The sequence below is a fragment of the Clostridium ganghwense genome (assembly GCF_026735165.1).
Lineage (GTDB): Bacteria > Bacillota > Clostridia > Clostridiales > Clostridiaceae > Clostridium_H > Clostridium_H ganghwense.
In genome coordinates, this window is sequence record NZ_JAPQES010000003.1 from 153383 (window position 1) to 166375 (window position 12993).

General features: G+C 26.7%; 12 protein-coding genes. 6 read left to right on the top strand and 6 right to left on the bottom strand.

The annotated features are described in order from the left end of the window. The first annotated feature begins 143 nt into the window (after nt 1-143). Nucleotides 144-992 (top strand): YitT family protein, encoded by an 849-nt coding sequence (locus OXH55_RS09920; protein WP_268049781.1) that lies wholly within the window; start codon nt 144-146, stop codon nt 990-992. Between the two features lie 16 nt (nt 993-1008). Here the strand turns inward: OXH55_RS09920 and OXH55_RS09925 are convergent, their stop codons facing one another. From OXH55_RS09925 to OXH55_RS09935, 3 genes are all read right to left on the bottom strand, one after another. Further along, the gene (locus OXH55_RS09925; protein WP_268049782.1) at nt 1009-1803 is read right to left on the bottom strand and encodes a YdcF family protein; all 795 of its coding nucleotides are present in this window, start codon (nt 1801-1803) and stop codon (nt 1009-1011) included. A 322-nt stretch (nt 1804-2125) separates the two neighbouring features. Then, entirely contained in the window at nt 2126-2356 is a 231-nt protein-coding gene (locus OXH55_RS09930) for a hypothetical protein (protein ID WP_268049783.1), read from the bottom strand. A 108-nt stretch (nt 2357-2464) separates the two neighbouring features. Then, nucleotides 2465-2770, bottom strand: a complete 306-nt coding sequence (locus tag OXH55_RS09935; RefSeq protein ID WP_336296772.1) for a PHP domain-containing protein — start codon at nt 2768-2770, stop codon at nt 2465-2467. A gap of 292 nt (nt 2771-3062) precedes the next feature. Here OXH55_RS09935 and OXH55_RS09940 point away from each other — a divergent pair, with 292 nt between their 5' ends. Continuing rightward, nucleotides 3063-3989 (top strand): transposase, encoded by a 927-nt coding sequence (locus OXH55_RS09940; RefSeq protein ID WP_268049784.1) that lies wholly within the window; start codon nt 3063-3065, stop codon nt 3987-3989. 170 nt (nt 3990-4159) lie between these two features. Further along, nucleotides 4160-5023: a YitT family protein gene (locus tag OXH55_RS09945; protein WP_268049785.1), complete on the top strand. Its 864-nt coding sequence runs from the start codon at nt 4160-4162 to the stop codon at nt 5021-5023. 90 nt (nt 5024-5113) lie between these two features. On the opposite strand, the gene OXH55_RS09950 is transcribed toward OXH55_RS09945, so the two are convergent. After that, nucleotides 5114-6817, bottom strand: a complete 1704-nt coding sequence (locus OXH55_RS09950; protein ID WP_268049786.1) for a tetratricopeptide repeat protein — start codon at nt 6815-6817, stop codon at nt 5114-5116. A gap of 200 nt (nt 6818-7017) precedes the next feature. Between OXH55_RS09950 and OXH55_RS09955 the strand changes: the two genes are divergently transcribed. The 3 genes from OXH55_RS09955 to OXH55_RS09965 all read left to right on the top strand — a co-directional run bounded on the left by OXH55_RS09955 (nt 7018) and on the right by OXH55_RS09965 (nt 10675). Next, the gene (locus OXH55_RS09955; RefSeq protein WP_268049787.1) at nt 7018-8193 is read left to right on the top strand and encodes a CapA family protein; all 1176 of its coding nucleotides are present in this window, start codon (nt 7018-7020) and stop codon (nt 8191-8193) included. A gap of 360 nt (nt 8194-8553) precedes the next feature. Continuing rightward, complete coding sequence (locus OXH55_RS09960) at nt 8554-9858, top strand: MurT ligase domain-containing protein (protein ID WP_268049788.1); 1305 nt, start codon at nt 8554-8556, stop codon at nt 9856-9858. Nucleotides 9859-9949: 91 nt separating this feature from the next. After that, a complete protein-coding gene (locus OXH55_RS09965; protein WP_268049789.1) occupies nt 9950-10675 on the top strand; it encodes a type 1 glutamine amidotransferase in 726 nt (241 codons plus the stop codon). Nucleotides 10676-10748: 73 nt separating this feature from the next. Here OXH55_RS09965 and OXH55_RS09970 read toward each other — a convergent pair whose 3' ends face one another. Continuing rightward, complete coding sequence (locus OXH55_RS09970; RefSeq protein ID WP_268049790.1) at nt 10749-11555, bottom strand: polysaccharide deacetylase family protein; 807 nt, start codon at nt 11553-11555, stop codon at nt 10749-10751. A 167-nt stretch (nt 11556-11722) separates the two neighbouring features. Further along, entirely contained in the window at nt 11723-12982 is a 1260-nt protein-coding gene (locus OXH55_RS09975) for a helix-turn-helix domain-containing protein (protein ID WP_268049791.1), read from the bottom strand. Nucleotides 12983-12993 lie beyond the last annotated feature (11 nt).

Here is a 12993-nt window from a genome sequence, read left to right on the forward strand (position 1 = left end):
TAGTAAATCTATTAGTTTACTACTCCAGCCTAAAAACCTCTATAAATGTAGGAAAATACACTTTGAGTAATAATATAATTTATGCTACTATTAAACCGAATTTAAGGCAATTATAAATAATATATTTTAAGAGGAGAAATATTATGAAAAATTTATTTAAGGAAATAGTACTATTATTCCTTGGCTGTGTACTTTTTTCAATTTATGTTTCAGTATTTTTAGTACCAAATAAAATTGGTACAGGAGGCTTGACTGGAATCGCTTTAGGATTAAATCTTTTATTTAAATTTCCTATTGGTTTTACTACTTTAATTATGAACATTCCTCTTTTCATTTTCGGTTATAGTCTTTTAGGTAAGAAGTTTGCTATTAAAAGTGGAATAATTGTGGTTAGTTCTTCTTTACTAATAGATTTTCTAAACTCACATTTCTCATTTAAACCCCTTGGTGATATGCTAACAGCGACAATATTTTGTGGAGTTATTTCAGGCATAGCAATGGCAATATTATTTATGAATGGAGCATCAACTGGTGGTCTTGATATATCTGGTAAAATTATCAGAAGTAAATTCCCAAACCTGCAGCTTCCTAAAATTTTACTTGCCCAAGATATAGTTATATATATTTTTATAGGCCTAACATTAGGTCCTCACTCAGTAATGTATGCAATTATAATGAGTTTCATTAGATCTAAAACTATGGATACTATTCAAGAAGGAATAGCTTCTTCAAGACAATGTATTATTATATGCAAAAAACCTGATTTAATTATTGAAGCTATAAAAAATGAACTTGGAAGAGGAGTAACTCTACTTAATGCTGAAGGCTGCTACTCTCATACTGATAGAAAGTTTGTATATGTCGTTATTCAAAAATTTCAATTAAATAACTTTAAAAGCATAGTTAATCGTATTGATCCTACTGCTTTTGTGGCAGTATCATCAGTAAATGATATTCAAGGTAATTTTAAACAAAAGTCTCTTTCTATGTAAACATAGGGGACGGTTCTCAAGTTTTATTCAAAACTCGAGAACCGTCCCCTATTCTATCAAAAATATAAGAATTAATAACAGCAAAATATTCACGTACATAATAATTAGGTATCAGTAAAAAATGAAGTTTTGCTGGTACTGCATATGTATCAAATCCAACTCTTTTAGCAAGAAATTGTGCTCTAAACATATGAAAATTAGTTGTAACAATAGATATCTTTATATCTGTTCTACCATCAATTTGTTTAAGCTTTTCTTTGGTATATTCTATATTTTCAGCTGTACTAGTTGATTTTTCCTCTTTCACAATGTTATTTTCATCAACTCCATGCTTTACTAAAAATCTTTTCATAGCTTCTGCTTCTGTTATATACTCTCTTGGTCCTTTTCCACCTGAAACTATGATTTTAACATCTGGATACTTGTCTATATATTCTAAGCTTTTATACATTCTTTGGCTTAAAGCTAATGACATTCTTTCTCCTCTTAACCCCGCTCCTAAAATTAATAAATAATCACTTTGCTTAAATTTATTATTGCTTCCTGACGCAATAATAAACCCTTCTATAATAATAAAAGAGACTGCTCCAAGCGAAACTAATATTGTAAATATTTTTTTCACACTTTTATTAACTTTGATTTTTTTATTTTTTTCTAATTTTTTAATCATACCTATCAAAAACATAACAATTGCAAGCATTAACCAAAATGTTGAAAAACTTATTTTTCCTCCAAATATAACTAATAAAAAATAATATATAACATATATTACCCCCAACATAGTTATACTTATATTTCTCACTTTTTCCATATGTTACACCTTTCCTAATATTTATTGAATTTAACTTTTTAAATTTAATCACTACTTATACTACAAATTATCTTAACACTTTATTTTATCTAAAAGTTATCAAATTAGTAACAAATAGCCTGGTATCTAGTTCATTTATATAAGTATCTATTAAACATGTACATATACTTATTAATATAGTCTTTTCAAACATAAAAGCAGCTATTACTAGCTGCAAATAAGTTAATAAAAATATAGTATTAAACTGCTCTTAATTTACAATTTATTTTTTCTACTCTTTCTTTTATCTGATTTATAGTTCTACTGCTCACTTCATTGCATCCTATTGTTGATTCACTAAAACCGTAGACTCCATGAAAATCAGAACCACAGAAAAATTGTCAAATACTCCTGGATGAGCTAATACTGGTACTCCTCCAGCTATTTTAATAACCTTTATCGCTTCTTCCACATCAACATACTTTACAGATATACTCTGAATACGTTGTACAATATTTTCATAAATACCGCAATATACATTATTGCAATATCCTTTTTCTATTAATGCATGCATTATATGCTTCTTATTTACGCATATACTACCTAAAGACAGTTTTTTTACTTCATTCCAAGTAATATTAAATCCACATTTTATTATTTGTTCAACTATTGCTTTTGATTCTTAATTTCGTCTTACATTTATTGGTGTGCAAAATGCTTTTACCATTTCATTATTTGGATCAATAAAATAACCTAAAACATGAACTTTTCTATCTTTATAATAATCATAGGCTGAAATCTCAATACCAGGTATTATTTCTATATCCAACTTTTTTCCTAATTGAGTAGCTTCTTCTATGCCCTCTGTTGTATCATGATCAGTTATAGCCAAATGAGTAATCCCTTTTTTCTTAGCAAACATAATTATATCATTTATTTCCATATAATTATCCGATTTTTTAGTATGACAATGTAAATCTATTATTATATACCTACCTCATTTCAAATATTAAATATTTTACCTTATATTTTTTATTTTATTTCTAAAAACAATTCTTGCTATTTAACATTTGCTACTACTCCCCACTTATCTATTTCCAATCACTTACTCATATTTATATAATTTAGGCTATAAGCGACTTCTTCGCTCTGCACTATCAATAAAAAACTATGGGACGGTTCTTATCTTTTTATTGTCTTTATAAAACAAATTTAATGTTGATTAAATACTAACTAATTGGTCAATAATTAAATGTATTTATATTTAAGGAGTGATAACTATGCCAAGAACAGCTAGATTAAAATCTACCACAGCAATATATCATGTTATGATGAGAAGCATAAGTGATTTTAATCTTTTTAGAGATAATAAAGATAAAGATAAGTATCTAAAGTTACTTAAAAAGTATAAAGGAATCCATATGTTCAAACTTTATGCGTTTTGTCTTATGGATACTCATGCACATTTATTAATTGATTCTAATGGAGCTGATATAAGTGGCTTCATGCATAATATTAATCAATGTTATGCTCAATATTATAATAAAAAATATCACAGAACTGGCCATGTATTTGGAGATAGATTTAAAAGTAAAATAGCTACCAATGATGTTTCTATTATGTGTATGTCTGCATATATACACAATAACCCTAAAGATATAAAAGGATATAAAAATTGTGTTGAAAACTATAAATATTCAAGCTTTGGAATATATTTAGGAAAACAAAATAATATCCTTAATATAGTAGATTCACAGTTTATAGTAAATCACTTTAATTCTGATCCAATTTTGGCTACAAATCGTTATTTTAAATTTGTTAAATCCAGAACCAATGAAAATATTGATAATCTATCAATTGAAGAATTAGAATTTAAAAATATACCTACAAATTATAAAAGTTATGTAAAGCCTATAACAAGAACTTTTACTCCTAAAGAAATTATCAAATATGTAGCAGATTCATATAATTTCAATGAAACAGATATACACTTAAAATATAATCACAAATCATCTACTTATAGGGCATTATGCGTACTTCTAATGCATAATTTATGTGATTTAAAACTTTCTAAAATATCCAATATTTTAGGAAATATAAGTCTCTCCACTGTATCTCAACTTTGTTACAAAGGCTATAAATTAATTCATGAGGATTGCACATATCAAGATATAATTATAAATTTTTTAAAGTATAAAACAGCTTAATCTTTTAGTAATATAAAATTTCATTATCTAAGATTTATTTTTATTTATAGAATTATTTGAGAACCGTCCCCTATTCTCACCATTTTTTCTTGTAAGTATATACACTTTTATGATATAGTATATACGCTTTAATTAAACCTGCAAACCCACTACTAAGGAGGTACTCAAATATGAAACAAACAACAAAAGAATACTGCCTTTTATTTCTGGGATGTTTATTATACTCCGTAGGTACATCTATATTTTTAATACCCGCAAATATAGGCTCTGGAGGGGCAACAGGTATTGCTCTTTGTTTTAATTCCTTATTTAAATTTCCAGTTGGATTAACAATTATATTTGTAAATCTACCTCTATTTATATTTGGTTATAAATTACTAGGTAAGAATTTCGCTTTTAAGAGTGCACTTATTGTTTTTTTATCTTCGATATTTATAGATTATCTTAATTTGATTCTTATCCCTTTTAATTTAAAATCAATAATGTCACAAGATGTTATGTTATCTTCTATATTCTGCGGTATTACTATTGGAATTGGTATAGCTTTAATCTTTATGGCTGGTGGCTCTACAGGTGGATTTGATATATCAGCTAAAATAATTAATAATAAATTCCCATCATTATCTATATCCAATATCTTATTAATTCAAGATATATTAATTTACTTATTCATAGCAATAGTTTTAGGTCCTCGCTCTGTCATGTACGCTCTTATAATGAGTTTTGTAAGAACCAAGTCAATAGATACTCTTCAAGAAGGTATATCGTCATCAAAACAATGTATGATAATTTGTGAATCTCCTGAAGAAATAATTTCAGAAATTCAAAGTAAGTTATTAAGAGGAATTACGATAATTGATGCTGTAGGTGCTTATTCTAATGGAAATAAAAAAATTATTTATGTTGTCATACAAAATAATCAGCTAAGCAAACTAAAAAAAATTGTAAAACATACTGATCCGAATGCTTTTGTAACGGTATCATCAGTAAGCGATATACTTGGCAATTATAGACAATCTTCTATGAGTATATAAAAGTATATATACAATAAAAAACACACTGTCTTATATAATTCACAGTGTGTTTTTTCTATAAAAAATCCAACTAAAATTTGAGAACCGTCCCTAGTATAAAAGTCTGAAATCAGGTACTTTTATAGATTCATTGCCTTTTCCTTTTTCAATCTTATCAATAATTGACTTAACATTGTCATAGTTATCTTTGATTACTTTTTTCGTATATTCATCCATATCCTCTTCAATTCCTGCAACTGCTTGCTTTAAATTATAGTATCCTCTGTTGAAATCATTTGTATACATAATATAATAGCATGCTGCATTATTTAAAGTTAATATGTCATTTTTATTAAGTTTATACGCTTTTCTTATTTCTTCTATACCCTTATCTGATTTACCCATAGTAAGATAAACAGTACCAAGGGTTCTATGATATTTTATCGAATTTTCCTTTAATTTTACACACTCTTCTAAAACTTCAGCCGCTTCTTTATCCTTTTCAGCATTAAAATAAATCAACGCAATATTATATTTTATTTCTGGTTCAGAAGGTTTAATGTTACTTGCCAATTTATAATATTCTAAAGCTTTTTCTGAATTTTGTGCTTGATACCAGTAGTAATTAGCTGCATTTCCTATAATATTATAATTATATGGTTCCTTCAGCATTCCTGTTCTAAAATATGCTGCTGAAGCTGTGCTATTATCATTTTTCTTTAAAATTTCTGGCATAAGAAATGCATAGTTATCTGGGTAATTCTTATTCTTTTCAATAGATTTTTTACAATATTCTGCTGCCTTGTCTAAATCATTTTTCTTTAAATAAAACCATCCAGCAGTATGAAATACTCTATAATCGTCCTTGTTATTTTTTATTACTTCATCAATCAATTTATTAGCTTCATCATATTTCTTTAAATTCTGAAGTACCGAAGCCTCAATTAACTTTATTTCTATTTTTCCAACTTCCTTATTCTTAAGTTCATTTATCAATTTTTCAGCTTGTTTAGAATCTTCAGCACTTAAAGAATATACTTTTGCAAGCCACATCTTATATGCTATATCTTCTGGATTGTTTTCCTGTAATTTTTTTATGCTCTTAATAATCAAATCTCTATTGTAAACGGAAACTTGAGCTAAAACATCGTAAATTTTATATTGGTCCTTATTTACATTCCAGGCTTCCTTAAGCTCTGAAAATCCTCCATCCATATCATCTATTAACATAAGCAATCTTGAATATTCTGCCATGTCATATGCAGAGTTTTTATCTACAGCGTATGATTTTACTAACTTTTCAGCTTCTTCATTTTTACCACTTGATCTGTAAATCGCTATCATAGTTTTTATTAACTTTTTATTTTGAGAATTAGATTTTAAAGCTTCTTCACCGTATTTTAATGCCTCTTCTACGTTTCCATTCATGAATTCAGTAAAAACTATATTATTTATTATTTCATCTTCTTTACTTTGAGAATCCTTTGCAATTTTTATGTGTTTTTGTGAATTTTTAATATCTCCCTTTACTGAGTATGCTTCTGCTATTTTTATATTTTTCCAAGCTAATATTCTATCTTCATCTTCTAAGTTCTCGGTTTTTATCTTGTTATATTCTTCTATAGCCTTATCATATTCTCCTGAATAAAAATATTCTTGTCCCTTTGCTTCTAATTGTACATTTTTCTTAACAAGATTACCTTTTCGTGTTGCAAAAAGTGCAATAATTACTACTAAACAGACAACTGCTCCAACCGCACTTACTATAGTTTTTTTATTTAAATTTTCTTTATTAAAATTTATATCAAATTTCATATTCAATTCACCTCTTATCAACACTTTATGTTCTATTTTAACAAACTTCTAAAAAAAAAGCTACAAAATTACTTTTCTTTAAACAAATTAAAAGAAAAATTTCATTTTATTGTTAACATTTTGTATTTAAGTTATACTATAATCTAGTTGAATAGTATCAAAACTATTTCTCATTAATGTTATGATTAGGAGGCGTAAAATTGAAAAGAAAAAATAAAAGAAGAGTAAAAGTAAAAAACAGACTGCGTTTCACCCTAATTTCTACACTTACTTTAGTTATAATAATCTCTCTAGGATTTTGGATCAGCAGTTTAAAAGCTAAAAATAATACTGATAATTCCTCTAATAAAAAAATTGTAGAAGCTGAAAAACCAAAGGAAACTCCTCCAAAAGAGGAAGTAAAAAAAGAACCTCCAAAAGAAACTCATTCTGAAATTTTATTAACTTCTGTTGGAGATTGTACTTTGGGACGTGATGATAAATATGCCTATGAAAACTCACTGCCATACATATTTAAAAAGAATAATAATGATTATTCTTATTTCTTCAAAAATGTATATGAAATATTTAAAAATGATGATATAACTATAGCAAATTTAGAAGGAACTTTTACAGATTCTAAGGCAAAAGCAAGCAAGAGTTTTACCTTTAAAGCTCCTACTAATTACGCTAAAATCTTAACTCATGGAAGTATTGAAGGGGTTAATCTTTCAAATAACCATATATATGATTATCTAGATAAAGGTTTTGAAGACACTAAAAAAGCTTTAGAGACTGTAAATGTACCATACTTTGGCGAGGGTAATATTTGGAAGACAGAAGTAAAAGGAATCAAACTAGCATTTTTAGGATATAGAGGTTTTTACAGCAGCGATAAATTTCTAAAAAAACTAGCAGATGATATAAAATCTTTAAAATCAGAAAATTATGTTGTAATAATAAACTTACATTGGGGTAAAGAGGGCAGCTATTACCCTATTGAATCACAAAAAACAATTGCCCATCACGCAATTGATAATGGAGCTGATTTAATTATTGGACATCATCCTCATGTAATTGAAGGAATAGAAAAATACAAAGGTAGACTTATATGCTACAGCTTAGGTAATTTCTGTTTTGGAGGAAACAAGAATCCTCGTGATAAAGATACAATGATTGTACAAGTTAAATTTAATTTTACTAATGATAAATTTAATTCTTATGATTTTAAAGTAATACCATGTAGTATTTCATCAGTAAATTATATGAACGATTACTGTCCAACCCCTCTTAAGGGAGATAAAAAAGCTTCACTTATTGCAAAAATCAATAAAATATCTTCTAATTTAGATTTTAAAATTGATGGTGAATTCCATAATATAAAAGTGGAAAATTAACACCCTAATTAATCTATACTTTTCATAAAAAATAAATAACTACTAACATATGTTAAATTAATAAATTTTATTCAAAAAACTTAACGTCATATCAAGAGTAAAAAAGCCAAAATTCTTATTTTTTTCTTTAAGAGTTTATGGCTTTTTTGTTTTTTACTACTCAATAATGAAGAAAAACAAAATATTATATATAAGAATGACAAACAGTAAAATATTTCCATTTAGATGAATACATGATAAAATCTTATTAATACCCTTAGTATAAATTTTATAAATTTAGTACATAATTCTTTAATAGGATGGAGGTGTTTATTTATTAATATTAAATCCATTTTAGCAATAATTTCTTCAAAATTTGTTATGTATTTATCTAAAATATTATATAAAGGCGGAACAAATTTCCCAGGAAAAGTCGCTCTAAAATTTGATAAAAACATCTTAGGTAAACTCGCAAAAAACTATAGTGTAATATTAATTACTGGAACAAATGGCAAAACAACAACTACTAATATGATTTATACTATACTAAAGAATAATGGTGAGAATGTAATAACCAATCATACTGGTGCCAATATGTATACAGGAATAATATCCTGTTTCATTAAAAACTACAAATTTGGTGACAAAACCCAAAATAAATATGCTGTGATTGAAGTAGATGAAGCTAATGTAAAATACATAACAGAATATATAAAACCTAAAATTATTACCATAACAAATCTTTTTAGAGATCAATTAGATAGATATGGTGAGGTATATACAACTTTAGAAAAAATTCTAGAAGGAGTAAAAAAAACGCCCAACTCTACCTTGATTTTAAATGGTGATGAATCACTTTTAGGAAAATTAGATTTAGAAAATAAAATATTATATTATGGCTTTAAAACTCCAATAGACACTAAAAATGAGCTTTCATTAAATGCCGATGCAAAATTTTGCAAAGTCTGCAAACATCCTTACAACTATAATTTCATAACTTATAATCATTTAGGAGATTTCTATTGTGAAAGTTGTGGATATAAACGTCCTGAATTAGATTTCTTTATTAATCAAATAATTTCTTTGACCTCTGGTGGCTCTATCGTAAAAATCAATAACAAGGAATATTTAATAAATCAATCTGGTACATATAACATATATAATGCTTTATGTTCCTTTAGTACTTCAAAAGCTTTAAAAATTTCTGATTCTGTTATTTACAATTCTCTTAGAAATCTTAACTGTAGTTTTGGACGTCAGGAAGTTGTAAAGATAAACAACAAAGATATAAAAATAATCTTGGTAAAAAATCCTGCTGGATTTGATGAAGCTTTAAATTCCATTAATTTAGATGACAAAAACAAAAGTTTAGCCTTACTTTTAAATGATAATTCAGCTGATGGAAAAGATGTTTCTTGGATTTGGGATGTAAATTTCGAAAATTTAAATTCTGTAAAAATTGACAATATAATGGTGTCAGGGATACGTTTATATGACATGGGAGTAAGACTTAAAGTTGCTGGCTTCAGTAAAGAAATTTTTTCTGTTTGTGATAATTATGACTGTCTTTTAAATCATATCGAAAACTGTAATGGTTCTATGATATATATGTTAGCTACTTATACAGCTATGACTAGCTTTAGAAAATTTTTAAATAATAAAGGCTACATAAAAAAATTGTGGTAATAGCTTTCTAAGTGATAATAAAAACTTACTATTAAAAGTAACTATTAATAAAATAGAGTAATTGTTATCCATATACTCTGGAGGTGATATTTTGGAACTTAATATTTGTCACATGTATCCCGACTTACTAAATGTTTATGGAGATGTAGGTAATATTTTAATACTGAAATATAGAGCTGAAAATCGTGGAATTAAAACAAATATATTTAACATTTCTATAAATGACGATTTTGATTCTTCAAAATACGATATTGTATTTTTCGGAGGTGGTCAAGATTATGAGCAATCAATTGTTTCAAAAGATTTAAAGAAAAATAAAAAAAATCAGATAAAACAATACATTGAAAATAACAAAGTATTTTTATCAATCTGTGGTGGTTATCAACTTCTTGGAAAATATTACGTAACTCCTTCTGGTGAAGAAATCGAAGGACTTAATGCTTTAGATATATATACCAAATCAGGTGATAAGAGATTTATTGGTAATACTGTAATATATAATAAAGATTTTAAAGAAACCTATGTAGGTTTTGAAAATCATTCAGGGAAAACCTATATAGGTAATTTAAAGCCCCTTGGAAAAGTTTTGACTGGCTACGGAAATAACGGCGAAGATGGATATGAAGGCTGCATATATAAAAATACCTACTGTACTTATTTTCATGGTTCATTGTTATCAAAAAATCCAGAACTTGCAGATAGATTACTGCTAACTGCTCTAAAAAATAAATATGGTAACTTCATATTGCCTCCTTTAGATGATACCTATGAACTTAAAGCAAAAGAATTTATTATCAAAAGAGAAATGGTACAGTAGGTTAAATTAATTATATATTAAATAAGTAACCGCTGAATTAGTTTTTATTAACTAAATTTAGCGGTTCAACTTATCATTTATTTACAATTTTACTCTTTACTAATTCCTCATATTCACTAGCTATAATTTCATCAAAGGTTTTAAATACATATCCCTCATCTTTATAATACTTTATAATGTCTGGCAACGCTTCTACAGTTGTTTTTTTATAATAAGAATCATGCATAAGTACAACTAATATTTTGCTCTTCTCACTTATTTTCTTACTTTGCTTTATAACATTATTTTTAATTTTGTAAGCTGGTACATTTTTACCCAAAGCATCATTAGAGCAAATATTCCATCCAACGTAATTTATATTTTCTTCTTTTAACATCTCCCTAATTTTCTTCATTGTATTCCCATTTGAAACTTTATTATATGCTCCTCCTGGAATTCTTATATAAGAAACAGGTTCTTTTTTTATAGATCTTCTAATCACATCATTACATTTTTTTAAATCTTCCATATAACTTTCTGGACTCTTATATATTTCCTTGTAATCATGAGAATATGTGTGAACAGCAATGCACATATTATTTTTATATAATTCCTGAAAAACTTCAGAATTTTCATCTGCTAAAGCTCCAATTATAAAGAAAGTCCCTCTCACATTATTTTCCTTCAAAATTTGAACTATTTTTTTTGTATTATTTATTGAAGGGCCATCATCAAAAGTTAAATATACAGCTTTAGGATATACTTTCTCATTATATCTGATTTTATTTTCTTTATCTTTATTCCTAAATATAGGTAATCCTGAAGCAAAATTATAACTAAAACACATATTTAAAATTATAATAAGTATCAGAATTATTGATTTTCCCCTAAATTTAGCCATACATAGCACCCTCTTTATTTATTCCTACATAACTATAATGTACTTTTTCTTTTAAAATAACTCAATGTAATTTAATGAATTTAAACAAGATAAGGGGACGGTTCTCAATTTTTACTAAGAAAAAAATTGAGAACCGTCCCCTAAAAAATAAAAAGCCTTACGGCTTTTTAAAGTTTTTTCTGAAGCGACATAGCTAAAGAAAAATATTTTATTGATTCTTTTACTGAATCCATCTCATGATACATTTTACCCATTTCCATATATCTATCATAAACTTCTTTTTTACTGCCAAATTTAGCAAGAGAATCAAGAGATAAATTCATATACATTTCAGCCGAAATCAAATTATTTCGTTCTAATAAAATCTTAGATTTTAAATAATATGCTTTTTCAATAAATCTAATATTATCTAAATTTATTGCACGATTCAACACATCATCACTTAACTCTTGAGCTACTTCTATAGCTTTATTATCTACAAGTTCAGAAGTACATGTAAGCATAAACTCAACTAATTTCTCCTGATTATCCTTAGGATATATTTCAACCGCTTTCTTAACATACTCCACAGCCTTATCCTTTACATCTGTTTGGAACATAGCAGAAGCAAAATTATATATAGCTGTAGATTTATGTTCACTATTATCTTTATACATGTCATAAGCCTTAGCTTCATATTCTTCAAACTTACCTGTATCCAACTTTAGAGAAAGAATCGCCATCATATGATACATTTTAGCCTTTTTAAGTTCATCCTCTACATATTCAAATAAATCATTTAGCTTTCTCGCAACTTCATAAGCACTATTATACTCATGAAGTGTATTATACGCTGATGCTTCATAATATATAATATCTGCAAGCATATTAAAATCTTTATCTTTACCATCCACTAAGTTTCTTCTTACATTCCTAAAGTAATTAATAGCTTGATAGTATTCTTTATTCTTATAAAAATATCTTGCAATATCCATATAATATATAGATTTTTTATTTTCAACAGTAGCATTATTACTCAGGTCATAATATCTTCCTATATTTTCTTGTATATCTTTAATCTCACTATTTTCTAACATATACTCAAATATTAAGTGCATAATGTGTAAAGCAAGATTATAATAACTATATCGCTCTGCTAATTCCAAATTATATTGCAGTTCAACTAGATATTCCTCGCTTTTATTGTTGTCCAATAAATTCATTATGTTTACATTAATTTGTTCTTCTACATCCTGTTTTAAATAGGTAATATCTAACTCTAATTTTTGTGAAATAAATTCTAAAACCCAATCCTCAGGATTAACTTTTCCATTTTCTATACAACTAAGTTTTGAAACAGAAATTTCATTTTCGCATACATCTTTTAATGTATATCCTTTATAAATTCTTGCTCTTTTTATCTTTTCTCCAACAGATAAAACTTCCATGTGCATCACCC